This is a genomic window from Nonomuraea sp. NPDC049655 (genome assembly GCF_044465465.1).
Taxonomy (GTDB): Bacteria; Actinomycetota; Actinomycetes; order Streptosporangiales; family Streptosporangiaceae; genus Nonomuraea.
In genome coordinates this window covers 13,971-37,223 of the sequence record NZ_JBITLS010000008.1, presented here as the reverse complement: position 1 = coordinate 37,223, position 23,253 = coordinate 13,971, and the positions used below count along the sequence as shown (strand labels likewise).

At 71.5% G+C, this 23,253-nt stretch carries 21 protein-coding genes; 11 read left to right on the top strand and 10 right to left on the bottom strand.

Annotation, left to right across the window (positions count from 1 at the left end; genetic code table 11):
• Position 1: 1 nt before the first annotated feature.
• Genes ACIBQ6_RS25465 through ACIBQ6_RS25455 form a run of 3 tightly spaced genes read right to left on the bottom strand, consistent with a single transcriptional unit; the run spans position 2 to position 3,878 of the window.
• Positions 2-931 carry a glycosyltransferase family 2 protein gene (locus tag ACIBQ6_RS25465; protein WP_358282610.1) on the bottom strand — a complete coding sequence of 310 codons (930 nt, stop codon included), beginning with the start codon at positions 929-931 and terminating at the stop codon, positions 2-4.
• A 58-nt stretch (positions 932-989) separates the two neighbouring features.
• Complete coding sequence (locus ACIBQ6_RS25460) at positions 990-1,817, bottom strand: hypothetical protein (RefSeq protein ID WP_397214871.1); 828 nt, start codon at positions 1,815-1,817, stop codon at positions 990-992.
• Positions 1,818-1,850: 33 nt separating this feature from the next.
• Entirely contained in the window at positions 1,851-3,878 is a 2,028-nt protein-coding gene (locus ACIBQ6_RS25455) for a hypothetical protein (RefSeq protein ID WP_397214869.1), read from the bottom strand.
• Between the two features lie 65 nt (positions 3,879-3,943).
• Between ACIBQ6_RS25455 and ACIBQ6_RS25450 the strand changes: the two genes are divergently transcribed.
• The 5 genes from ACIBQ6_RS25450 (at position 3,944) to ACIBQ6_RS25430 (ending at position 10,379) form a co-directional block, all read left to right on the top strand.
• Positions 3,944-5,464, top strand: coding sequence for a hypothetical protein (locus ACIBQ6_RS25450; protein ID WP_397214867.1), 1,521 nt, complete (start codon positions 3,944-3,946; stop codon positions 5,462-5,464).
• A gap of 143 nt (positions 5,465-5,607) precedes the next feature.
• Positions 5,608-7,242 (top strand): LCP family protein, encoded by a 1,635-nt coding sequence (locus ACIBQ6_RS25445; protein ID WP_397214865.1) that lies wholly within the window; start codon positions 5,608-5,610, stop codon positions 7,240-7,242.
• Positions 7,243-7,414: 172 nt separating this feature from the next.
• Entirely contained in the window at positions 7,415-8,614 is a 1,200-nt protein-coding gene (locus ACIBQ6_RS25440; RefSeq protein WP_358282599.1) for an acyltransferase family protein, read from the top strand.
• A gap of 56 nt (positions 8,615-8,670) precedes the next feature.
• Entirely contained in the window at positions 8,671-9,633 is a 963-nt protein-coding gene (locus ACIBQ6_RS25435) for a glycosyltransferase (protein WP_387668856.1), read from the top strand.
• Between the two features lie 38 nt (positions 9,634-9,671).
• Entirely contained in the window at positions 9,672-10,379 is a 708-nt protein-coding gene (locus ACIBQ6_RS25430; RefSeq protein WP_397214862.1) for an acetoacetate decarboxylase family protein, read from the top strand.
• Here ACIBQ6_RS25430 and ACIBQ6_RS25425 read toward each other — a convergent pair.
• The 6 genes from ACIBQ6_RS25425 to ACIBQ6_RS25400 all read right to left on the bottom strand — a co-directional run bounded on the left by ACIBQ6_RS25425 (position 10,376) and on the right by ACIBQ6_RS25400 (position 16,168).
• Positions 10,376-11,260 (bottom strand): glycosyltransferase, encoded by an 885-nt coding sequence (locus ACIBQ6_RS25425; protein WP_358282593.1) that lies wholly within the window; start codon positions 11,258-11,260, stop codon positions 10,376-10,378. The genes ACIBQ6_RS25430 and ACIBQ6_RS25425 overlap by 4 nt on opposite strands.
• Before the next feature lie 186 nt (positions 11,261-11,446).
• The gene (locus tag ACIBQ6_RS25420) at positions 11,447-12,214 is read right to left on the bottom strand and encodes a CDP-alcohol phosphatidyltransferase family protein (protein WP_352321579.1); all 768 of its coding nucleotides are present in this window, start codon (positions 12,212-12,214) and stop codon (positions 11,447-11,449) included.
• A complete protein-coding gene (locus tag ACIBQ6_RS25415) occupies positions 12,192-13,232 on the bottom strand; it encodes an iron-containing alcohol dehydrogenase family protein (protein ID WP_358283907.1) in 1,041 nt (346 codons plus the stop codon). Before ACIBQ6_RS25415 ends, ACIBQ6_RS25420 begins: the two co-directional genes overlap by 23 nt.
• A gap of 29 nt (positions 13,233-13,261) precedes the next feature.
• On the bottom strand, positions 13,262-13,996 hold the full coding sequence (locus ACIBQ6_RS25410; protein ID WP_352349191.1) for a phosphocholine cytidylyltransferase family protein: 735 nt from the start codon (positions 13,994-13,996) through the stop codon (positions 13,262-13,264).
• Between the two features lie 77 nt (positions 13,997-14,073).
• Positions 14,074-14,682, bottom strand: coding sequence for a DUF5941 domain-containing protein (locus ACIBQ6_RS25405; protein ID WP_358282591.1), 609 nt, complete (start codon positions 14,680-14,682; stop codon positions 14,074-14,076).
• 70 nt (positions 14,683-14,752) lie between these two features.
• A complete protein-coding gene (locus ACIBQ6_RS25400) occupies positions 14,753-16,168 on the bottom strand; it encodes a CDP-alcohol phosphatidyltransferase family protein (protein ID WP_387668864.1) in 1,416 nt (471 codons plus the stop codon).
• A gap of 91 nt (positions 16,169-16,259) precedes the next feature.
• On the opposite strand from ACIBQ6_RS25400, the gene ACIBQ6_RS25395 reads away from it, so the two are divergent.
• Together ACIBQ6_RS25395 and ACIBQ6_RS25390 are read left to right on the top strand one after the other, a co-directional pair.
• The gene (locus ACIBQ6_RS25395; RefSeq protein ID WP_352349185.1) at positions 16,260-16,994 is read left to right on the top strand and encodes an IspD/TarI family cytidylyltransferase; all 735 of its coding nucleotides are present in this window, start codon (positions 16,260-16,262) and stop codon (positions 16,992-16,994) included.
• Positions 16,995-17,063: 69 nt separating this feature from the next.
• Entirely contained in the window at positions 17,064-18,797 is a 1,734-nt protein-coding gene (locus ACIBQ6_RS25390) for a CDP-glycerol glycerophosphotransferase family protein (RefSeq protein WP_397214858.1), read from the top strand.
• Here ACIBQ6_RS25390 and ACIBQ6_RS25385 read toward each other — a convergent pair whose 3' ends face one another.
• The gene (locus tag ACIBQ6_RS25385; protein ID WP_352349181.1) at positions 18,798-19,814 is read right to left on the bottom strand and encodes a glycosyltransferase family 2 protein; all 1,017 of its coding nucleotides are present in this window, start codon (positions 19,812-19,814) and stop codon (positions 18,798-18,800) included.
• An 82-nt stretch (positions 19,815-19,896) separates the two neighbouring features.
• Here ACIBQ6_RS25385 and ACIBQ6_RS25380 point away from each other — a divergent pair, with 82 nt between their 5' ends.
• From ACIBQ6_RS25380 to ACIBQ6_RS25365, 4 genes are all read left to right on the top strand, one after another.
• On the top strand, positions 19,897-21,339 hold the full coding sequence (locus ACIBQ6_RS25380; RefSeq protein ID WP_397214856.1) for an LCP family protein: 1,443 nt from the start codon (positions 19,897-19,899) through the stop codon (positions 21,337-21,339).
• Between the two features lie 34 nt (positions 21,340-21,373).
• Positions 21,374-21,721, top strand: coding sequence for an STAS domain-containing protein (locus ACIBQ6_RS25375; RefSeq protein WP_397214854.1), 348 nt, complete (start codon positions 21,374-21,376; stop codon positions 21,719-21,721).
• 117 nt (positions 21,722-21,838) lie between these two features.
• Entirely contained in the window at positions 21,839-22,351 is a 513-nt protein-coding gene (locus tag ACIBQ6_RS25370; protein ID WP_397214852.1) for a hypothetical protein, read from the top strand.
• Positions 22,326-23,150, top strand: a complete 825-nt coding sequence (locus tag ACIBQ6_RS25365; RefSeq protein WP_397214850.1) for an LLM class flavin-dependent oxidoreductase — start codon at positions 22,326-22,328, stop codon at positions 23,148-23,150. Before ACIBQ6_RS25370 ends, ACIBQ6_RS25365 begins: the two co-directional genes overlap by 26 nt.
• The last annotated feature ends 103 nt before the right edge of the window (positions 23,151-23,253 follow it).

Below are 23,253 nucleotides of genomic sequence, written 5' to 3'. Positions count from 1 at the left end.
GCTATTCCCCCCGCGACCGCACGATCAGGTCGGCCAGCAGCGCCACCGAGCCGATCAGCAGGCCCGACAGGAAGATCATGACGGTGTTGGCCGGGAAGTAGAACGGCTGCCGGATCATGTCCCAGACGCCCTTCACGAGCCCGATCGCCACCAGCCACAGCGCGGGCGGCATGAGCACCTTGAGCGGGTTGAAGTACATGATCATCCGCAGCACCTGCAGGATGTAGCGGTAGGCGTCGGAGACGAAGCTGAACTTCGACTTGCCGGCCCGCTTGGCGTACTCGATGGGCAGGTAGTAGACGTCGTGCTGGTTGGACAGGAACGACAGCGTGATCGTCGTGACGCAGGAGAACCCGGGCGGCAGCAGCCGCAGGTAGGGGCGAGCCACCGACTTGCGGAACGCGCGCAGCCCCGAGTTGAGGTCGGGGATCTTCTGCCCGGCGAGCTTCTCGGCCACCTTGCGGATCACCCACTTGGCCGGCACCCGCAGGATCTTGTGCGACCCCTCCTCGGTGGTGCGCGCGCCGACGACCTGGTCGACCGTCTGGTCCTTCTCCAGGATCTGGACCAGCTCGGGGATGCGCTCGTTGGGGTAGGTCATGTCGGCGTCGGTCCAGACGACGATCTCGCCCCTGGCCTCCTGCGTGCCGATGCGGCGCACGGTGCCCGAGCCGCCGTTGCGGTGGAAGGCGCGGATGCGCAGGTGGGGGTACTCGGGCGCGGCCTCTTCGAGCCGGGCCAGGGTCTGGTCGGTCGAGCAGTCGTCGACGGCGACCAGCTCGTAGGTGTAGCCGCTGGAGTCCATCGCCCGCGTGATGCGCTCGACCTCGTCGATGACGTGGTCCTGCTCGTTGTAGCAGGGCAGGACAATCGTGACGTACGGCGCTTCTTCCACGGCAGGTCCACTCTTGGGGGTCTCAAGCGTGCTCACGGGGGTCGAGGGTACTCTGCCCCGCTGGAAGCCGAGTCCACATCGACGGGCTTTACACTCACTTGATCAGCTGTGACCATCCTACGCCGGGCATCCTGAGCATCTCCTGACCCACCGCCCTGGCCCTGGCGGGGTCGTCGAAGCGCACGTACAGCACCTCGGGGATCTCGGCGAGCGTGAGAGGCCGGGCGTCGCTCCGATAGAGCCGGGCCAGCCGCAGTCCGAATGGCTTGTCCTGGAGGAACACCTCGGCCACGCCGTCCAGCTCGCGCAGCCGGGCCACGACGGCGTCGCGCTGCGCCTCGGTCGCCACCGTCCGGCAGGCGGCGTCCTCCTGCCACTGACCGCACATCACGACGGTCAGGTCCGCCTTGCCCCGCCAGAAGTCGGGCACCCGGGGCAGAAGCAGGACGCCCTTCTCCTCGGCCAGCCCCCGCCGGACGGCGTCGTAGTCGGCCGGTCCGCGCACCCCGCCCTCGATCATCGGGATCCAGTTCGCATCGGGGGGCCTGGTCAGGCCCTCGGTGATGATCGCCGTCTGGGCCCAGCGCCGCTCGACCTCGTCGGCGGGCACCAGCGTGGGCGCGACCGCCTCGGGGATCCGCCGGACCAGCGCCAGCACCCGCTCGGCGGTGCCCTCCGGGCAGCCCTGGGTGCCCTCGGTGCACAGCGTGACGGTGAAGCCGTCCACGACGGGCAGCGCGCCGACGGGCGGCGGCGAGGGCAGGAGCGAGCGCAGGTGCAGGTACCAGCCGCCCCCGCCGAGCGCCGCCACCAGCAGGACGGCCGCCACGATCATCGCCGCCGTCCTCTGGTGGGCCCTGACCCAGGGCCGTAACCACGGCTCCCGGTCGTCGCCGAACGACAGCTCGTCGGTGTCAGACATGTCCAGAACTATCGCGATACGCCCTGAGCGGGGTCAACCCACCGCCATCCATACGTTCACCCGCAGAGTCCACGTCCCGTTGGGCGGGTCCACGAGCGAGCGCTCGTCCTGGCGCGTCACCAGGCCCATGATCTGCCGCGGCGTCCCGTAAGGGGCCACCTGGGCGGGGTCGGCGGCCAGCACGACCGGCACCCGGCCGGCCGCCCTGACCCTCTCGACGGCGGCCCGGACCTCCGGCTCCGCCGCCAGGTCGGAGCCTCCGGGCGGCCGCTTCACCTGCGCCGCCGGACGCCCGCACATCCCGCGGACGAGCTGGGTGAAGCGGTCGCCGGTCACCCGCTCGACGAACAGCACCGACGCCTGGGCCGGAAGCGCCGCGCACATCGACCGGACCGCCGCCGCCTCCCCCCGCTCGACCGGCGTGAACGCGGTGCCGATCGAAGTGACCACCGGCGGCACGAGCACCAGCAGTACCCCCGCGACCGTCGCCCACCGCCGTACCCGCTCCCGCGGCCACGACCGCTCGCGCAGCCATCCGAGCCCCCACACCGCCAGCACGATCAGCCCCGGGATCACGACCGGGACCAGCCGCCGGGAGGCCCACGGCTGGTCGGGGGTGATCTCGGGCCGCAGCAGCGTGGTGATCGTCGTCCAGCCGATCATCGCCAGCGGCAGCAGCCAGACGAACGGCCTGCCGTCGCGCAGCAGCCTGCGCAGCAGCACGGCCGCCGCGACCGTGGCCAGCACGACGGCCGGGATGCCGATGTACCAGGTCACCCAGTGGAGCGAGAGCTCGAAGTAGAGCCGGTCCGCCTGGACGGGCAGGCCGTTGGCCTGCTGGATCTGGGCGATGAACTCGGCCGTGCGGGCGTCCTCCTCGTTCGTGGCCTTCCTGGTCACGGTCTGGAACCAGGGACGCGCGTACAGACCGGCCATCACCAGCACGACCAGCGCGGCCCCCGCCGTCGGCAACCACCGCGGCGGCCGGAACCCGGCCAGCTTGGGCGCGACGGCCACGCCGACCGGCGTGAGCACGAGCACGACCGCGCAGATGAGCAGCAGCGGCCGCACGGACCCGGACAGATACTCCAGATACGGACGGGCCAGCACGTACGCCGCCAGCAGCCCGAGCCCCGCCCCCGCCACCAGCCCCGCCAGCAGCGGCAGCCCCACCGCGCCCTGCGGCCTGCCGGAGCGCCGCATCGCGACCAGCAGCCCCGCGTACGCCAGCACCGGCAGCACGTCGCGCAACCCGTCGACCCTGACCAGCACGGCCAGCCCCAGGACCAGCCCGGCCGGCAGTCCCTGCCGCCAGCCGGGCCGCTCGACCTCGATCGCGTCCTGGGCCAGCGCCAGCCCGCCGAACAGCAGGATCAGCGACGGGATCTCGCTGAACGTCGTGCGCGAGGTGTAGAGGATCGGCAGGCTCACCGCGAACGCCGCCGCCGCGAGCACCGCCCACCGGCCACCGGCCAGCCGCGCCGCCACCCCGGCCACCGTCAGTACGGCCAGCGCCCCCAGCACGGCCGGCGCCGCGAACGGCGCCCCCAGCCAGTCGCCGATCGCGAACACCAGCGGCGGCCCCGGCATGAACTGCGGCACCACCCCGCCGTCCACCGCATACGTGCCGACGCTGTCGAAGTACAGGGAGGGGTGGTGGCCGCCGAACGCCGCCGCCTGGTCCGGGATCGGCAGCGAGCCGTGCCCGGCGATCCAGGCGGCGTACTGGGCGTAGGTCGCCGGGTCGCGCCGGACCAGCAGCTGCTCGGAATGCATGACGACGTTGAACACGCCCGACCCGGCGGCCACCGCCACGACCCCCGCCACCTGCCAGGGCGTGGCCTGGACGCCCTGGCCCGCGCCCCGCCTCCCGCGCAGGACGCCGCGCGTGCCCGCCCAGCACAGCAGCGCCGCCGCGGGCACTCCGAGCAGCACCGCGGGCAGCGGCGCGAACCGGCCGGCCAGCAGCAGCGGCAGGCCCGCGAGCAGCCAGCCCGCCAGGGCGAGCGCGGGCGACACCGACAACGCGGCCAGTACGCGGCCCGATCGATCACGTTCCATCGGTGAGCGAGCGTATCCAACGCCGCGGTCACGGCGTCCGCGGAAACGCGGGTAGCGTACGCGAGGTGCAGGAGGAGCGGGATGACCAGCGGGTGAGACCGGAGCCGCGCGCGGGAACCCCCGCCCGCGTCCAGGAGCCCGGCTGGTGGCGGCACGGCTGGTTCGCGCGCGTCCGAGAAGCCGGATGGTGGCGGCGGCACGGCTGGTTCGCCGGGGTCCTGGCGGCCGGCGCGGCCCTGCGCGCGCTCGCCATGCTCGGCTACCGCCCGGCCCTGTGGTTCCCCGACTCCTACACCTACATCGTCACCGTCTTCCGGCCGCGCCCCGACCTGGTGCGCCCGGCGGGCTACTCGATGTTCATGAAGCTCCTGGAGCCCTTCCACGGCTTCTGGGCGGTCACCGCCGCGCAACACCTGCTCGGCCTGGCCACCGGCGTCCTCGTCTACGTGGCCGCGCGCCGGGCCCCGCGCTGGGCGCGCACGCTCGCGGCCGTGCCCGTGCTGCTCGACGCGTACCAGGTCGAGCTGGAGCACCTGCTGGTCTCCGACACGCTGTTCCTGTTCCTGGTCGTGGCCGCCGTGGCGCTGAGCCTGACCGAGAAGCGCGCCACCGTCGCCGCCATCGGCCTGCTGCTGGCCGCCGCCACCCTGACCAGGACCGTCGGCCTGCCGCTCATCGTCGTCCTGGCCGCGTGGTTCGTGCTGCGCAGGCGCGTGGGCCTGGCCGGGGTGCTGCTGGCCGCCGCGCTGGTCCCGGTCATCGCCTACGGCGGCTGGTTCTACGCCGCCCACCACCGCGTCGGCCTGGTGGGCGCGAACGGCGTCTTCCTCTACGCCCGCACGATGTCCTTCGCCGACTGCGCCAGGATGAACCCGCCGGCCGACCTGCGGGTGTTGTGCGACCCCCGTCCGCCGGAGCTGCGCCCGCCGTCGCAGGAGTACATCTGGAGCAAGGACTCCCCGCTGGTGAAGCTGCCGGGGATCACGTTCTCGAAGGCGAACGACGACCTGGCCTCCAGGTTCGCGACCCTCGCCGTCACCAGCCAGCCGCTCGACTACGCGGGCTCGGTGCTGGCCGAGCTGGCCCGCACGTTCGCGTGGGGACGGCCGGTCTACCCCGACGCGGAGGTCTACGCCTACTACGAGTTCCCGGTGACCCCGCCCGGCCCACCTGGCCGCTATCCCGCGCAGGTCGGCGCCGACTATGCCAAGCTCTATGAGCAGGGTGCGATCGGTACGGAGATCGTCGAGCCCTACGCCGGATGGCTGCGGGGCTACCAGAGCGTGGTGCGCCTGCCCGGCCCGGTGCTGCTGGCGCTCCTGCTCGCGCCGCCCGTCGCGGCCGCCGTGCGCCGGGCGCGGGGCCTGCGGCACGCCGGTCCGCCGGCATGGGCGGCGCCCTGGGCGGCAGCCGTTGTGTTGCTCGTCACACCGCCCGCCGTGGCCGAGTTCGACTACCGGTACGTGCTCCCGGCCGTGCCTCTGGCCTGCCTCGCGGCGGCGCTGAGCGTCCGGCCTGACCTGCGGGGACGGTCAGAAAGCGGGAAAGACTTTGGCAATGATATTCCACGAAATGTCCGGCTCTGAGTATGCTGTGCCGCGGAAACATCACGCCCGGGTCACGGTCGTTTCCGGCGGTCATGGCACCGGGCACGCCGTACGTGACCTAATCTCGTGGCGCGGAGCGACCAAGCCGGCGCGTTGGCGCAGGGAACGAGGCTAGGGGGCGTATGAGTGACTACAGGAGCGCGTCCGTCCAGGACGCCAGGGTCGCCCCCAGCGCTCCGGGCAGCCGGATGGCGCGAAGGGCCGCCGGCTCCCCGCCTCCCCCGCCCGACGACCGGCCCCCACGCGGCCACCGCGGCGACGGCGGCGGCGGTCAGGGCAAGATGCGGGTGCTGGCCTGGGTCAGCATCGCCGCCACCACGGTCATGGTGGCCGGCGCGCTGACCGGTTACACCGTCTACCGCGACGCCTTCGGCAACATCACCCAGAAGAGCGTCAAAGAGGACATCATCAACCCGCGTCCGCGCGACACGGGCGCGCTCAACGTGCTGCTCGTCGGCTCCGACACCCGCGCGGGCAAGGGCAACGCCAAATACGGCCAGCAGCTCGCCAGGACGGCCGACGCGGGCGGCAAGCGCACCGACACGATCATCGTCATGCACATCTCCCCCAACCGGGACAAGGCGCGCCTGATCAGCTTCCCGCGCGACTCGATGGTGCAGATCCCGAAGTGCAAGAACGAGACCACCAAGGCCGAGATGCCGCCCCGCCGGGACATGATCAACTCGGCGTACAACTCCGGCGGCATCGCGTGCACGATCTCCACGATCGAGACGCTCACCCAGATCCGCATCAACCACTTCGTCGAGGTGGACTTCAGCGGCTTCAAGAACATCGTCGACGCCCTCGGCGGCATCGAGATCTGCCTCAAGTCCGGCGTCAACGACAGGGCGTCCCATCTCGTCCTGCCTCCGGGCAAGAGCCTGCTCAACGGCGAGAAGGCGCTCGGCTACGTACGTCTGCGCCACTACGGCGACGGCAGCGACATCCAGCGCATCAAGCGCCAGCAGATCTTCCTGAGCAAGGTCATCGCCAAGGCCACGAGCAGCGAGCTGCTCACCGACATCGGCAAGCTGACCGGCTTCATCAAGGCGGCGGCGGGCTCGGTCACCATGGACCCCGAGCTGGCCAACGACACCCAGCAGCTCATCGACATCGCCACCAGCGCCAAGGAGCTGACCGCGGGCGGCGTGCAGCTCACCACGATCCCGTGGCTGCCCGACCCGCAGGACCCCAACCGGGTGATCTGGAAGGAGCCCGACGCCTCCGCGCTGTGGGCCTCCATCATCAGCGACACCGAACTCCCCGACCCGACCCCGAGCGCGAGTGCCAGCGCGAGCACCAAGCCCAAGGTCACGCCGAAGCCCGAGCAGGTGAAGGTCCAGGTGCTCAACGGCACCACCACGCCGGGCAAGGCCCGCCTGGTGGCCGACGAGCTGGCCAAGCAGGGCTTCAACGTCGTCGGCGTGGGCAACTACCAGGCCGCCGACGGCGCGAGCCTGCCCTCCAGCGAGATCCACTACGCCAAGGGCGCCGCCACCGGCGCCGACTACGCGGCCGTGCTGTCCGGCGCGGTGCTGCCCAAGCCGGCTCCCTCGGCGGGCAAGGTCGCCGCGACCAACCCGCAGCCCTACACCTCCGGCACGACCGGCACGGCCGCCGGCGCGGGCGGCAAGGGCGCCCCGGTGATCCAGCTCGTGGTCGGGTCCGACTTCAAGTCGGTCAAGGTCACCAAGCTTCCTGACAGCGTGAACAACAGCACCATCACGGCCGCCGACCAGAAGAACGTGTGCACCTGAGGCTCCAAGTTCCCTGTGGAACCGGACTTCTGGTGAGACAGGGACCACTAGATCGGGATAATGTTTGCGGGTCGGCGACGCAGCGCGACACGGCCGCTGTTAAGGCGGTTGTAAGTATGAGATGTCAGAGTTGCGTCGTGCACCCCGGCCCCTAGCGAAGCTGAGCTCCCCAGTGTCTGACACAAAGTTCTCCCCACCGGTCACGACCCCGCGGAGCCCTGACGGCCCCGTCGAGGAAGGCGGGCCGGCGAACACTGGAGCTCGCTGGCCCCTGCCTCAGGAGTCCGTCTGGGGCAACCAGACCGACCCCCACGGCATCGCGACGGGCGAGCGCCCCGAGGAGCGGCAGGAGCCCGCCGAGGAGCCCGAGCCGCCCAAGCGCAGGCGCGACCCCTACCTCGACAACGTCAAGTTCATCCTGATCGCGCTCGTGCCGCTGGGCCACTCGCTGGTGCCCACGCTCTCGACCCATTCCTCCAGAGCGCTCTACATCTACATCTACATGTTCCACATGCCGCTGTTCGTGATGATCAGCGGCTACCTGTCCAGGAACTTCTGGAACTCCAACGCGAAGACGAACAAGCTCGTCGACACGTTCGTCGTGCCGTACGTGATCGTGGAGATCGGCTACGCCGCCGTCCGCTACGGGCTCGGCCAGAAGTGGAGCCTCACGATCATCGATCCGGCGTGGCTCAACTGGTACCTGCTGGCGCTGCTGTTCTGGCGGTTGTCCACACCGGTGTGGAAGCGGATGAAGCACCCGGTCCCGGTGGCCATCGTGATCTACATGTTCGCCGGCTTCTCGCAGATCACCGGCGACTTCAGCATGGACCGCTTCTTCGGCCTGCTGCCGTTCTTCGTCATCGGCCTGGTGATGCAGCCCGAGCACTTCGAGATGCTCAACAAGCTGTGGATCAAGATCGCGTCGGGGGTCACGCTGCTCTGCGCGGCCGCCGTGGCCATCGTCATCGCGCCCAAGGCGCCGCTCGACCCCTTCTACTTCAAGCACAGCTTCCAGGACATGGACCTGTCCTGGTGGATGGGCCTGCTGCTCAAGGTCGGGCTGCTGGTCTGCGCCCTGGCGATGTCCTTCGCGGTGCTGGCGCTGGTGCCGCGCGGCGAGACCTGGTACTCCGACCTCGGCACCCGCACGCTCTACTGCTACCTGCTCCACGGCATCCCCGTCCTGATCGCCAAGGACCAGGGCTGGCTGGCGCTCCCGTGGCTGCACGGGCCGCTCGGCGTGCTGGCCATCGCGTGCAGCTCGTTCGCACTGGCGATCGTGTTGTGCCTGCCGGAGACGCGGACCGTCTTCAAGTGGGTGCTCGAACCCCGCCTGACCTGGCTCTATCGCCGCCCCTCTGGAAGTTAAGCGGCCCTTTCACCTGAGTTAACGCCTTTGACCTGGTAGGCGCGGAGCATCGACACATGCGCGCATGTGTCGCCACCACCGTCCATCATCCCGAGGACGCCCGGATCATGCACCGGCAGATCAGGGCGCTGCTCGACGCGGGCCACGAGGTGACCTACGTCGCGCCGTTCACCTATTACAACGTCACCCCGGCCGTCGGGCTCACCGCCGTCGACGTCGCCCGGCAGGCCCCGTACGGGAAGGCCCGCGCGGCGCTCAGGCGCGGCGTGCGGGACGCCGACCTGCTGATCGTCCATGATCACCGGCTGCTGCGCGCGCTGCCCCACCGGCGCCCTCCGGTCGTCTGGGACGTCCGCGAGGACGTCTCGCCCAGGCGGCGGGCCCGCGCGGAAAGACGGCATCACGTGATCACCTCCGCGGAGGTGCCCGAAGCGACCCTGGTGTCGCCCAGCCCGCCCCCTCCCGGCGACACCAGGGTCGTGCACATCGGCCGCCTGTCGGCCGAGCGCGGCGTGGCCGAGCTGATCGCGCTGGCCGAGCGCCTGGCGCCGCACGGCATCCGGATGGACCTCATCGGCGCCGCCGACCGCGACGTGCGCCCGCTGCTGCGCGACGCCCAGCGCGTCGGCCTGCTCGACTGGTTCGGGTACGTGCCCAACCGGCACGCCCTGCGCATGTCCGAGGGCGCGCTGGCCGGGCTGTCCCTGGCCGCCGACACCGTGACCGGGCCGCCCACGAAGATCCTCGACTACATGGGCCGCGGCCTGCCGGTGATCGCCACCCCGCAGGCCGCCCCGCTGGTGCGGGCCGTCGGCTGCGGCCTGGTGGTGCCCCGGGACGTGGACGCGCTGCTGGACGCCGTCCTGGACCTCAAGGAGGACCCCGTGCGACGGGCCGACCTGGGAGCGGTCGGGCACGCCGAGGCCCGGCTGCGCCACCACTGGCCCGACCGGGCGGCGGACTTCGTCAAGCTGGCCGAGTCGTGGGCGGCACTGCCGGAACACGCGCTGGCGGTGTAGGAATGGCCAGCGGGCCCCCGGGTTGATGTACTGGTCTCATGGCATCGCATCTGATCCAGGGCCGGACGGTGGGCATGCCTGTGCGAGTGGAGGACGCGGAGGTCTGCAGCGCCTTCTACGCGGTGCGGGCCGACGCCGCGCGGGCGGTGATCGCCTATTCCGGCCTCGACGTGGCCGAGGTGTTCCCCGGCAAGGCCGTGTGCGTGCTGGTGTTCGTCGACTACCGCAAGGGTGACCTCGACACCTACCACGAGTTCGGGATGGCCTTCCTGATCCGGCGGCCGGGGGCGGCGGGCTCGGTCGGGCTCGGCGACCTGCGCGGCGCGGGCGTCTTCGTCCACTGGCTGCCCGTCGACCAGCGGTTCACGCTGGAGGCGGGGCGGACGATCTGGGGCTTCCCCAAGGAGCTGGCCGACATCGAGCTGCGGCTCGGGTCGCCGTACAAGCGGTGTGTGCTGCGCAAGGACGGCAGGCTCGTGCTCGACCTGCTGATCAGGCCCGGCGTGCCGGCGCCGGCCGCCATGGCGCCGCTCGACGCCTTCACCCATCTGGAGGGCGTCACGCGGCGCATCCCCTGGTCCGTACGGGCCGGGGGCACGCGCGTGCGGCCGGGCGGCGCGCTGATCCGCCTGGGCAACCACCCCATCGCCAAGGAGCTCAGCGAGCTGGGGCTGCCCAAGCGGGCGCTGTTCGCCTCGACCGTCTCCCATGCCTCGATGACCTTCGGCGAGGCGGAGGCGGTCTAGACGATCGGCGGGCGGCCGAGCTTGACCATGCGCCAGGCGGTGCGCCAGGCCATGGGACGACGCTCGCCCGCGGGCGTGCGCAGCCCTTCAAAGAAGCCGGAGAACCACGCCTTGATCGCGACCCCCGAACGGCGCTCGCGGATCAGGGTGAGCACCACCCAGTTGGTCAGGTAGAGGAACGCCAGCGGCCACGGCAGGTTGCGCCGCGCCAGCCAGACCCGGTTACGGGCGTTGAGCTGGTAGAACTGCGCGTGCCTGGTCGGCGGGACCTGCGGGTGGTACATGACGGTCTCGGCGTCGTACTCGATCCGGTAGCCCTCGCCCAGCAGGCGCCAGGCCAGGTCGGTCTCCTCGTGCGCGTAGAAGAACTTCTCCGGCAGGCCGCCGACCTGGAGGAAGGCCGAACGCCGCACCGCCGAGGCGCCGCCGAGGAACGTGGTGACCGGCGAGGAGCGCTGCGGATCGCCCGCGCGCAGCCGGGGCACGTGCCGCCGCTGGCCGACGCCGCCCTCGGGGTCCATCACCCGGAAGGAGATCACCGCGAGGTCGGGCTCGGTGGCGAACCGGTCGCGCACGTGGGCGACGACCTTCTGGTTGGCGTACCAGCCGTCGTCGTCGAGGAACAGCACGACGTCGCCGGAGCACTCCTCGACGCCGCGGTTACGGCCGGCAGGAATGCCGGTGTTGTGGTCGAGCCGGATCGTCTTCACGACCGCGGCCGAGCCCTCGGGTGGCGTGGCCGACACCTGGGGCACGTCGGCGCCGTTGCCCACGATCACCACTTCGACGTCGCCGTCGACCTGGTTGAGCGCGGACTCGACGGCCCGGTTCAGCTCCGCGACCCGGTTGCCCATGGTGAGGATGACGCACGAGATCTTCAACGGGTCATCGTCCTGACGCGTTGAGGACACGAGCGGAGCATTCTTTCATGATCACCGAGTCTGCTGGTCTGCATCTTGTTGACAATGGTGGAGCTAAGCGTATCGGAACCGATGGTGAACCCCCACCGAACGGCGGACGTCCGATCAATACGACGGACGGGAAGCTCCTCCGGTTCCGACATGAGATCACCCAAGCCGCCTCGACGCCATAATGCTGATCAGATGGAGCACGGTCTGCAGCGCGGCGGCGATCGCGCAGGCCACGATGAGCACGCGGGAGGCCCCGAGCGTGCCGGTCGCCAGGTCGATCACCGCGGCCGCCACCGCGAGCAGCGACAGCTCGATCGGCTGCATGATCCGATGGAACTTCGTCGCCGCCAGGATCCTCCTGCCCAGACCGAGCAGCCCCGAACGGAACTGCACCGCCGACGCCTCGGAGGACGCGCCCAGCCCGCCCTTGGCCCGCGCCACCTCCACCAGGTCGGTCTCGGCCTTGATGAGGATGGCGCCGAGCGCGGCGGCGAAGCCGAGCACGGTGTACCAGTCGGGCAGCACGGCCGAGGCCCGCCAGCCGAGCCCGGCCAGCACGGCGGCCTCGGTGAAGTAGGCCCCGACCCGGTCGAGGTAGACCCCGGCCAGCGACGTCTTGCCCGTCCAGCGGGCCAGCTCGCCGTCGGAGCAGTCGAGCAGCAGGTAGACCTGGACGAGCAGAGCGGCCAGCACGGCCGCCCACAGCCCCGGCAGGGCCAGCACGAAGCCCGCCGCGACCCCGGCGACCGTCATCACCCAGGTGAGCTGGTTGGGCGTGACCGACGTCTTGCTCGTCAGCCACGTGACGTAGATGGACAGCCGGCGCATGTAGAGCACGCCTGCCCAGTGCTCGCCGTTCCTGCGGTCGAGGTGGCCCTCGGGCTGGGCGACCCGCCGCAGCTCAGCTACCGAAGGCCCGGACATAGTCCCCCACCCGATCGCGGATCTCGGAGTCCTGCATGCGCAGGTGCTCCAGGATCGTGTAACGGCCGGGACGGGTCGACGGCGCCAGCGCGACCACGTCGGCGAACTGCTCGCCGGTCAGCCCGATGTCGGCGGGCACGACCGGGAGCTCGTGCCGGCGCAGGCAGTCGACCACCTGGGCCACCCTGGCGGCGTCCTCCCGCAGGAAGAAGCAGAAGGCGGCACCTATGCCGGCGAGCTCGCCGTGGTTGGAGGTGCCGGGGAAGAGCTGATCCACGGCATGAAGGATCTCATGATCTCCACCGCTCGCGGGCCGCGACGACCCGGCGACGACCATCGACATGCCCGACAGGATGAGCGACTCGGCCAGGACGGTCAGGAACGCGTCGGACTCGATGCCGTCGCTCCGGCCGACCAGCGCCTCGGCGGCGGTGCGGGACATCGAGCAGGCCAGGCCGTCGATGGGCTCGCCGCGCTCGACGTTGCCGAGCTGCCAGTCCTCGATCGCCGACAGGTTGCTGACGACGTCGCCGATGCCGGCCCTGACCAGCGACTTCGGCGCGTTGTGCACGAAGTCGAGGTCGACCAGGATGGCCAGCGGCATCGGCACGCCGAAGGTGCCCTTGCCCCCCTCGTAGACCAGGGAGGCGGTGGGCGAGCAGATGCCGTCGTGGGAGAGGTTGGTGGCCACGGCCACCATGGGGATGCCCGCGAGGGAGGCGGCGTACTTCGTCGCGTCGATCGTCTTGCCGCCGCCGACGCCGACGACGACCTCGTAGGCGCCCTTGCGCAGGTCGGCGCCGAGTGAGACGGCCGCCTCGACCGACCCGTCGCTCACCCTGAACACCTCGGCCTCGCCGAGGGTGGGGGCGATCAGGCGCTCGATGTGGTCGCCCTGGCCGGGCCCGACGGCCACGGCCACCCGGCCGGAGGTGGCCACGCGGCTGTCGGCCAGCAGGGCGCCGAGCTCGGCGACGGCGCCGCGCCTGACCTCCATGGTCAGGGGCGCCGGCAGCATCCTCGCTAGAAGCGGCATGCGCGCTCCCTCTAGTAGCGAACGGCTATGGTGCGAGCCTTGGCCAGGTCGTCGTGGTTGTCCACCTCGACCCAGTCGACCTCGCCGATGGGCGCGACGTGGATCGCCTCGCCGCGCTCGACCATCTCCTGGTAACCGTCCTCGTAGTAGAGCTGGGGGTCGCGCTCGAACGTCGTCTTGAGCGCGTCGGCCAGCCGCTCGGCCGCGCCGGGCCTGATGAGCGTGGCGCCGATGTACTCGCCGTACGCCTCGGCCGGGTCCATCAGCTTGGTGATGCGGCGCAGCGAGCCCTCCGGGGAGAGGGTCACCTTCATCTCCTCGTCGGCCAGCTTCTTGACGTTGTCGACCGCGAGCAGGACGTCGCTCGTCCCGGGGGCGGCCAGCAGCGTCTTCTCGACCGAGACGGGGTGGACGGTGTCGCCGTTGACCAGCAGCACGCCCTGGGCGAAGTAGTCGCGGGCGCACCACAGGGAGTAGGCGTTGTTCCACTCCTCGGCCTTGTCGTTGTGCACGAGGGTGAGCTTGACGCCGTGGCGCCTCTCCAGCTCCTCCTTGCGGTCGTGCACGGCCTGCGCCGCGTAACCGACGACGACCACGACCTCCCGCAGGTCCACCTCGGCGAGGTTGCGCAGCGAGATGTCCATGATCGTGGTTTCGCCGTCAACCGGCACGAGCGCCTTGGGCAGCGTGTCGGTGTACGGCCGCAGGCGTCGTCCGGCCCCGGCGGCCAGAACCATTCCCAGCAACGTGCACTCCTCGGTCGAGCATGACTACGTGTGCCCAAAGGTTAGTTGCCTTTGGCCCCTTCGCGGGTAATCCGGCGTTAGTCTTGCGTTCCCATCTCGCTCGCCTCAACGCCCGATCGGGGCGCGGCCAGCCAGCACGTGACACTCTCCCAGCCGAACAGCGCCCACAGGTAGAGGGTCAGCAGCACGTAGCCCGCGGTCATCCAGCCGGCCAGGGCGGCCAGCGAGACCGCCATCATCCGGCCGTCCCAGCCGAGGCCGAGCGTCGAGAGCCAGGCCGGCGGGTAGACGCGCTGGCGCAGCCGGTAGACCAGGTCGTAGTGGTGGAAGGCGAGCGCGCCGAGCAGCAGGAAGGTCAGCACCGGCGGCAGCCCGTGGGCGAAGCCGCAGGCGGCGACGAAGCTGTACTCGATGAGCCGCAGGATCGGCGGCACCAGCCAGTCGAAACGGCCGTCGTGCGGATGGGTGCTGCCGGGCCCGGCCAGCAGCAGCGTCACGGCGGGCGCGAACACCGCGAGCCCGTCGGACCCGGCCACGCCGATCAGCAGCAGCACGCCGGTGACGAACGTGCCGGCGATCACCGGCGGCAGCGGCGGGAGCTGCCCGGCCACGAGCAGGCCCATCGCGCGCGAGAGCGGCCCGTCGTCGCGGTAGGCGACGACCCTGCTCTCTGGCACGGGGGTCATGTGCACGGAGATCACGCTGCCTGCCTCCCGATCCGGCGAACCGCCGCCGCCTCGCCCGCCCCGGCGGCCCTCACCGGGCCGACCTCGCCAGGCGCCCGGCGAGCTGGTAGAGAGCGGCGACCCCGCCCCAGCACAGCAGGGACACGAACGTCACCCTGGCGTCCCACACGGCGGCGGTGACGGCGATCAGCACCGTCCGCTCGCCGATGGGCAGCACGACGATCTTCCTGAGCCAGCGGGCGAGCGAGTCGCGCTCCAGCCGCTGGGCGAGCCCGAGCATCCCGTGGGCGTGCCGCGCGTCGGCCGGCTCCAGCAGCGACCGGGCGGGCCTGGCCCACAGCGCGCCGACGCGGCCCGCGTCGGCCAGCGCCCCGGCGTAGGAGTAGTCGATGGTGTGGCGGACGACCTGCGTGATCATCGCGGCGGCGGCCAGGTACCAGATCGTGGTCCCGCCGTGGCCGAAGGCGAGCCCGACGTAGACCAGGTACTCCTTCAGCCGGTCGGCCATGCCGTCGGCCCATGCCCCGAGCGGGGAGAACGTGCGGGTGTAGCGGGCGAGCTGCCCGTCGAGGCAGTCGAGCGCGAACGACATCACGAACAGCGCGCCCCCGGCCGCCCGCCCGGACTGGGTGCCGGCCGAGAACCAGACGGCGGCCAGCGCGGCCAGGCCGATCGAGACGCCGGTGACGGCGTTGGGGGTCAGCTTGAGGCGGACGGCCGGCCTGATCAGGTGGCGCGACCAGGTCGAGACGAAGAACGTGGCGAAGAAGCCGTCGTCCTCCTTGACCGAGGTGTCGAGCCGGACCCTGGCCTCGTCGACCTCGGCGAGCCTGGTCAGGGCGCTGTCGGCGGCGTGCTGGCCGGTCACGCGGTCGGCGTGCAGCGGGCCGATCGAGGCGGCGCGCACCCGTACGCCGGCCCTGACCAGGCCCACCAGCAGCAGGTCGACCGCCTCGACGGGGGTGACCGGGCCGAGCTTGCCCAGGTCGGCCAGCTCGGCCAGCTCCTCGGCGATGTCGGCCAGGGACGCCAGGTCGGCCTCGCCGGTCTGGAGCACGCCTCTGAAGGTGGCGTTGGCCTCCGGGACGGTGTGGAACGAGCTGCCGGCGGCGACCACCCTGCCGGACTCGACGCGTACGGGCGGCCGCATCGGGGCGGCGGCCTCGTCGTGGGAGACCAGCGCCCCGGTGTCGCGCGCGGGATGTTCGAGCAGCAGCGCGAGCGCCTCGGTGTGGGCGACGAGGTCGGCGGGGAGCACCACGACCGTGCCCGAGGAGACCCGGGCGATCTTGGCCACCCCGCGCAGGTCGGCCCCGAGCCCGCCACCAGGGGTCACCACCTGGACGTCACGGACGGGAAGCGCGGCGAACTGGTCGCTCAGCCGGTCGAGGAGCGTGCCGTCGGCGCAGGAGAGTCGGCACGCCGGGGTCGTGGCGAGCAGCACCACCGAGGTGGTCGTGCCCTCGCGGGTGAGTGAGTCGGGCAAAGCGCAGGTCTCCTCCCGGTAGGGAGTGCGTGGACACAGCGTAGCGACAGGGGCGCGCGATATCACGGAACAGGACCGTTACGCTGCCGACATGGATGCAGCGCGGCGGTCGGTCGGAGTGCTCCTCGCGGGAGGCGTGGGGCAGCGGGTCGGGCATGAGATACCCAAACAGCTCATCGAGGTAGCCGGGCGGACGATTCTGGAGCACTCCATCGCGGTGTTCGAGCAGGCGCCGGAGATCGACGAGATCGTGGTGCTGATGACGCCCGGCTTCACCGACCGGGTGAAGGAGATCGTGGCGAACGGCGGCCACCGCAAGGTCACCCAGATCGTGGAGGGCGGCCGGAGCCGTACGGAGAGCACGTGGCGGGCGTTGCGGGCGCTGGGCACGCAGGAGTGCGACGTGCTGCTGCACGACGCCGTACGACCCCTTCTGGAGCCGCGGATCATCACCGAGTGCGTGGCGGCGCTACGTACCCACCGGGCCGTCAACGTGGCGATCCCGAGCTCCGACACGGTCCTGGTGGCCGTGCCCGGCCCGGACGGCGAGGTGATCGGCGAGGTCCTCGACCGCTCGCGGCTGCGCCGCAGCCAGACGCCGCAGTGCTTCCGGCTCTCGGTGATCCGTGAGGCGTACGAGCGGGCCATGGCCGACCCGGGCTTCGCCGAGCGCCCGGCCACCGACGACTGCGGCGTGGTGCTGCGCTACCTGCCCGAGGTGCCCATCCACCTGGTCCCCGGCAGCGAGCGCAACATCAAGGTCACCCATCCGGACGACCTGCGGATCGCCGAGCAGCTCTTCGCGATCAGGGGGTCCATCTCCTGACGTGTCCGGGCATGTCGTAGACGTTCGCGTGGAAGGCCCTTGACCTGCGGGTTGTTACCGTGCGGTCGCATGAGAAGACTGCTGGCGATCGGCGCGCTGCTCGGCTGCTACCCCGTCCTGCTGGCCTCGGCGCTGTGGCCGGCGCCGCTGCTGTTCGGGCTGGTCGCCGTGGTCTCCTACGCCGTCGAGTTCGCCGCGGCACGCCTGACCGGCGGGCTGACCGAGCTGCTCAGCCGGATGCACCTGGGGACCACGCTGCGGTTCGCGGCCCGGGAGACGGCCGCGCTGCTGCTGGTGGCGCGGGTGTCGGGGGCCGCCTCGCCGTGGTTCGTGGCGCTGGCCGCCGGGCTGTTCGCGCTGCACGGCGCGCGGGCCGCGCACTCGGGGCTGGCCATCCGCCTGCGGCAGACGCTCAGCAGCATGCCGGTGACCACCCGCAACCTCGACGTGTCCGCGCTGCGCATCCCCAGGATGCCGCCCCCGTTCCTGGGCGCCCACCGCGGCCTGCGCTTCCTCGGGCTCGACGCCCTGCCGGTGCTCGGCGCGACCTTCGGCGCGGCGGCCGGGGCGGCCGGCGCGGGCGTGGCGCTGCTGCTCGGCGTGGCGGGCGTGCTGGCGCTCCTGCCGTACGTGCGCCGCACCCGGCCGCTCGGCGACCGGGCGAGGGTGCTGGAGGTCGTGGGCGAGCAGGTCAGGGCCTACGACCCGGAGGTCATCCTGTACTTCTCCGGCGCGACGGCCGCCGCCTACCAGGCCAGGATGTGGCTGCCCACCCTCGAACGCATCAACCGGCGGGCGATCGTCGTGCTGCGCGAGCGCGGCATGGCCAGGCACCTGGAGTCGACCACGCTGCCGATGGTCTGCATCCCGTCCTCGGCCGACCTGATGAGCTTCCGCGCCCTGTTCAGCGCCAAGCTCTGCCTGTACGTCTCCAACGTCGGCCGCAACGTCCACATGCTGCGCATCCCGACGCTGCGCAGCGTGTTCCTCAACCACGGCGACAGCGACAAGGAGGCGTCGTTCAACCCGTTCTCCCGGGTGTACGACGAGGTGTGGGTGGCCGGGCCGGCCGGTCGCGACCGCTACCGGCGCGCCCGCGTGGGCGTCCGGGACGAGAGCATCCACGAGGTCGGCCGGCCGCAGCTCGAAGGCATCTCGACCGAGGGCCCGCGACTGCCGTACCGGACCGTCCTGTACGCCCCCACCTGGGAGGGCTGGAACGACGACCTGTTCCACACGTCACTGATCACCATGGGCCCGCGCATCGTGCGCGCCCTGCTGGACCACGACCCGCAGCTGCGGATCATCTACAAGCCGCACCCGCTGACCGGCCACCGCGACAAGAGCGCCGCGCGGGCGCACCGCAGGATCGTGTCGATGATCGAGGCGGCCGAGCTGGCCAGGTCGAAGGCCAGGCATCCGTCGAGTCCCGGCGGGGCGCCGGAGATCAGGCACCTGATCGTCACCGGCGACAGCCCGCACCTGTACGACTGCTTCAACGAGTGCGACCTGCTGATCAGCGACATCTCCAGCGTCGTGGCCGACTTCCTGGCCAGCGAGAAGCCGTACGCCGTGACGAACGTCGCGGGGCTGCCCGAGCGCGCCTTCCACGAGCGCTACCCGAGCACCGAGGCGGGGGTGCTCCTCGGCGAGGACCTCGCGGCCCTCGCCGGTTTCCTGGACGGTGAGGACACCCTGGCCCGAGCCAGGATCAAGCTCAGGAGCTACCTGCTCGGGCCGGAGTACCCGGACGCGCTGACCCGCTTCGACGCGGCCGTCGAGCGGGTCTTCTCGGGCTCGTGATCAGCGTGGCGGCCTGGACAACCTCCGCGGGCTGGTGAGGAAGCCCCATCCCCACGAGACGTGCATGGCGGCGTAGACGAGGGGCAGCCGCAGCTTGACCGCGCCCGGCAGCCCGCTGCCGGTGACCGCCGAGCCGGCCACGATGGCCAGCGCGTAGCCCCCCGGGACGACGAGCGTCAGCGGGAAGAACGGCGAGAGCACCAGCCCCAGCGCCATGGCCAGCACCGCGGCGGGCGGCGCCAGGTAACGCAGGTTGATCGTGCCCTCGTGGGTGCGCGCGACCACGCGCCGCCAGCGGCCGTAGTGGAAGTACTGCTTGGCCAGCGCCTTGACGTTGGGCCGCGGACGGTAGGTGACCCGCATGCGCGGCTGGAACCAGACCAGCCCGCCGGTCTGGCGGATGCGGTGGTTCATCTCCCAGTCCTGGGCCCGCTGGAAGTGCTCGTCGTAGCCGCCGACCCGGTCGAGCGCCGAGCGGCGGAACACGCCGAGGTAGACGGTGTCGGCCGGGCCCGCGGTGCCGCCCACGTGGAAGGCCGCGGCGCCGACGCCGATCTTGGAGGTCATGGCGCAGGCCACGGCCTGCTCGAACGGTGTGACGCCCTCGGCCGCCATGACGCCGCCCACGTTGTCGGCGCCGGTCTCGGCCAGCGTCTCGACGGCGACGCGCAGGTAGTCGGAGGGCAGCATGGCGTGCCCGTCGACCCTGGCGATGATGCCGTTGCGTGCGGCGGCGATGGCGGCGTTGAGCGCGTTGGGCGTGCGACCAGTCGGGTTGGGCACCACGGTCACCCGGCGGTCGGCCGCCGCGATGGCGTCGGCGACCTCCTGGGTGCGGTCTTGGGACGGACCCACGGCGAGGACGACCTCGATCTCACCGGGGTAGCTCTGGGCGAGGACCTGGTCGACGGCCTCGCGAAGGTGCCGCTCCTCGTTGAGGACCGGCATGACGACGGAGATGGGGGGCCAGCCGCGCGTCTCCGCGGGCGCGTGCGGCGAGTCGGGGAACTGCTTCATGGCGGGGCTCACGCTACTGTACGACCAGGGGAGAAGGGCAATCGAAAGCCCCGGTGTCCCCGGCGGATCCGAGGAGGAGGGCATGCGCGAAGCGGGCGAGGAGGACGGCGGCGTGCTGGTGGGCGGCGACGCCTACGGCGGCGTCAGGCTCACTCCTGCCACCCGTCCACGCAGGCCCGTGCGGAGCGCCAAGGCCCGCCGCCGCAACGTGATCGTCGCCGGCCTGCTGTCCACGGGCATCCTGGTCACCACCGGCGTGGTGTGGGCGACCCCGCGGCAGATCGGCACGGTCGACGCGGGCGTGACCGCCCCCAAGTCCCAGGGGGCCGAGAACATCCTGCTGGTCGGCGTCGACAAGCGCGACGACCTGACCCGGCAGCAGCAGAACCAGCTCAAGCTGGGCCGCGAGTCCGGCCAGCGCACCGACACGATGATGGTCATCCACCTGTCGGAGGACCACCAGCGCGTCACCGTGGTGAGCCTGCCGCGCGACACCTGGACGACGATCCCCGGCAAGGGCGACCACAAGATCAACTCGGCCTACCAGTTCGGCGGGCCGAAGCTCACCATGCAGACCGTCAAGGCCGCCACCGGGCTGGAGATCAACCGCTACATCGAGGTGAACATCCTCGGGTTCATCGACGTGGTCGACTCGCTCGGCGGCGTCACCGTCTGCACGCCCATCCCGATCAACGATCCCAAGACGGGCCTCAACCTGCTCGCCGGCACCCACCAGCTCCAGGGCGCCCAGGCGCTCGGCTACGCCCGCACCCGCGCCACCGCCCGTTCCGACCTCGATCGCATCGACCGGCAGCAGCAGGTCATCTCCGCGCTGCTCAACCGGGCGCTGAGCGCCGACACGCTGGCCAACCCGGCCAAGCTCGCCGCGTTCGTCAACTCCACGCTGAGCACGGTGAAGGTCGACCCCGACGACGGGCTGATCGGGCTGGCCACCCAGCTGCGCGACGTGTCGCTGGAGGACGTCCGCTTCGCCGACGTGCCGCTCGCGAACGTCGACTTCAAGGCCCCGACCGGCGAGTCGGCGGTGTTGTGGGACCGTCCGGCGGCCCGCGACATGTTCCGCCGCATCGACGCCGACCAGGACCTCGCCAAGCCCGTGCCGACCAAGACGGCCACGCCGTCGCCGGCCAAGACCGTGATCCCGCCGGAGAGCGTCACCGTCAAGGTCATGAACGGCACGCTCATCACGGGGCTGGGGGCGCGCACCAAGTCGGCGCTGGTGGCCTCCGGGTTCAAGGTGCCCGGCGAGCCGGGCAACACCGGCAAGAAGGACCACAAGCAGACGCTCGTGCGTTACGCCGCGGGCCAGGAGGCAGCCGCGCGCCTGGTGGCGTCCGTCATCCCGGGCGCGGAGCTGAAGCAGGCCGACGTCGAGGGCGTCGAGGTGATCGCCGGCAGCGACCAGCCGAAGATCAAGAAGCTCAAGCAGCCCGACACCCCGGCGAGCAAGCCGAGCTCCACGCCGACGACCAAGACCGCCATGGAGAACATATGCAAGAAATAGGCATAACCAGGTAAAGCCAGGGCACGTGATTGGCATGGTGGTCAAGTGTTGGCGGGAGGACCCCTGTACGGTCCTGCACGTCGTCGGCGATCTCGACGTGGCGGGCGCTCCTCGGCTTCGCGCCGAGCTTGATCAGGCGCTGGCGGCGGCTGATCCGCTCAACCTGGTGATGGACCTGACCGAGGTGCCCTTCTGCGACTCGGTGGGCCTCGGCGTCCTGGTGGCGACGCTCAGTCACGTCCAGGACATGAGAGGACGCATGATCCTCGTCCTCGGGCCCGGCATGATCCGTCACCTGCTCACGATCACCAATCTCGACCGGCACTTCGAGACCAGCGCCTCGCTCGGCGAGGCCCGTGCCGCCCTCGATCCGGCCGCCTGATCCCGTCCGGCCGGGATCATGGACGTGATGTCATCGAGGGCACATCTCCCCGGAGCCGCCGGCTCGTAGCCTCGTAGGCTCGCGGGAAGATCCCTCTCACGTCCGGAGGCCCGCACGTTGTTCGATGAGTTCCCCGAGCCTGCCCGCTCCCAGCTCGCCGCCGCCTTCGCCGAGGGCAGGACCCGGCCGCAGTGGTGTTTCGCGGAGGGGCGGGCGCGCCTGGCGTTCTGGGCCCCCTTCGCGGGCGCGGACCCGGTGATCGTCTGGCAGTTCGAGCCCGGCCCCGACTCCGCGGCGGCGGCCGCGCTGCTGCGCCGCGGCCTGCGCGAGACGGGGCTGGGGAAGATCATGCACGACATCTCGCTCCCGCCCGGCCTGACCCCGGTCGTCGACCGCGCGGTGGAGCACGAGGCGCTGACCGGGGCCGGGTTCGTCATGGAGGTCGAACGGCTGACGCTCGCCTGGACCGCCGGCGCCGACGTCGCATCGTCGCCGGGACCGACGTGGGCGACACGCCTACCGCGAACGCCTTCCTGCGTGCCGGATACTCGGAGGTCGGCCGGCTGTTCCGCTACTACTGGAGGGCTTCGTGAGACTTGGTGTGATGTTCGACCGGGATCTGCCGCCTGAGGAGCTGATCCCGTTCGCCCGGGCGCTCGACGAGACCGCCGCCGACGACCTGTGGGTGGTGGAGGACCTGGGCTGGACCGGCGGCGTCTCGGCGGCGGCCACCGCGCTGGCCGTCACGTCCCGGCTGCGCGTCGGCATCGGCATCACCCCCGCGCCGCTGCGCAACCCGATGCTGCTGGCGATGGAGATCGGCAACCTGGCCCGGATGCATCCCGGCCGGCTGGCCGCGGGCATCGGGCACGGCGTGCAGGAATGGATGCGCCAGGTCGGCGCGGCCGTGCCGTCGCCGCTCGCCCTGCTGGAGGAGACGATCACGGCCGTACGCGCCCTGCTGCGCGGCGAGACGGTCACCATGCACGGCAAGGCGGTGCACCTCGACGGCGTGTCGCTGGTGCATCCGCCGGCCGTGCCGCCGCCCGTCCTGGCGGGCGTGAAGGGGCCGCGCTCGCTGGCGCTGTCGGGACGCGTCGCGCAGGGCACGATCGTGCCGGAGGGCGTCGGCCCGGCGCAGCTGCCCGGCGTCGTCGAGCGGATCGCCGGGGGCGACGACCACGAACTGGGCGTCTTCACCTTCCTGCACATCGGCGAGGAGGCGGACCGGCTCGCCCATCCGGTGGTCCGGGAACAGGCGGCCTACCTGGGCGTGTCGCCGCACGACGTCGTCATGGCGGCCGGGACCCCTGAGCAGGCGGCGGAGCAGGTCAGGAGCATGTGGGCGGCGGGTGCGGGGACGGTGGTCGTCCGGCCGCTGGGGCGCGATCCCCTGCCGCACGTGCACGCCCTGCTGTCGGCGCTGTAGCCCCACCGTCTTTTCCCCGGCGCTCTGGCGTCGGGGCCGTGGTTCCTATGGCCGAATGGCGGAGGGGCATCGGTCGAACGGCCGATGGGCCTCCGCCGCCGCT

Excerpts from the sequence above, each read along its gene's own strand:
- ACIBQ6_RS25460 (WP_397214871.1), bottom strand. The coding sequence starts at position 1,817 with ATGTCTGACACCGACGAGCTGTCGTTCGGCGACGACCGGGAGCCGTGG.
- ACIBQ6_RS25455 (WP_397214869.1), bottom strand. The coding sequence starts at position 3,878 with ATGGAACGTGATCGATCGGGCCGCGTACTGGCCGCGTTGTCGGTGTCG.
- ACIBQ6_RS25445 (WP_397214865.1), top strand. The coding sequence starts at position 5,608 with ATGAGTGACTACAGGAGCGCGTCCGTCCAGGACGCCAGGGTCGCCCCC.
- ACIBQ6_RS25435 (WP_387668856.1), top strand. The coding sequence starts at position 8,671 with ATGCGCGCATGTGTCGCCACCACCGTCCATCATCCCGAGGACGCCCGG.
- ACIBQ6_RS25430 (WP_397214862.1), top strand. The coding sequence starts at position 9,672 with ATGGCATCGCATCTGATCCAGGGCCGGACGGTGGGCATGCCTGTGCGA.
- ACIBQ6_RS25420 (WP_352321579.1), bottom strand. The coding sequence starts at position 12,214 with ATGTCCGGGCCTTCGGTAGCTGAGCTGCGGCGGGTCGCCCAGCCCGAG.
- ACIBQ6_RS25415 (WP_358283907.1), bottom strand. The coding sequence starts at position 13,232 with ATGCTGCCGGCGCCCCTGACCATGGAGGTCAGGCGCGGCGCCGTCGCC.
- ACIBQ6_RS25405 (WP_358282591.1), bottom strand. The coding sequence starts at position 14,682 with ATGACCCCCGTGCCAGAGAGCAGGGTCGTCGCCTACCGCGACGACGGG.
- ACIBQ6_RS25395 (WP_352349185.1), top strand. The coding sequence starts at position 16,260 with ATGGATGCAGCGCGGCGGTCGGTCGGAGTGCTCCTCGCGGGAGGCGTG.
- ACIBQ6_RS25390 (WP_397214858.1), top strand. The coding sequence starts at position 17,064 with ATGAGAAGACTGCTGGCGATCGGCGCGCTGCTCGGCTGCTACCCCGTC.
- ACIBQ6_RS25385 (WP_352349181.1), bottom strand. The coding sequence starts at position 19,814 with ATGAAGCAGTTCCCCGACTCGCCGCACGCGCCCGCGGAGACGCGCGGC.
- ACIBQ6_RS25380 (WP_397214856.1), top strand. The coding sequence starts at position 19,897 with ATGCGCGAAGCGGGCGAGGAGGACGGCGGCGTGCTGGTGGGCGGCGAC.
- ACIBQ6_RS25375 (WP_397214854.1), top strand. The coding sequence starts at position 21,374 with ATGGTGGTCAAGTGTTGGCGGGAGGACCCCTGTACGGTCCTGCACGTC.
- ACIBQ6_RS25365 (WP_397214850.1), top strand. The coding sequence starts at position 22,326 with ATGTTCGACCGGGATCTGCCGCCTGAGGAGCTGATCCCGTTCGCCCGG.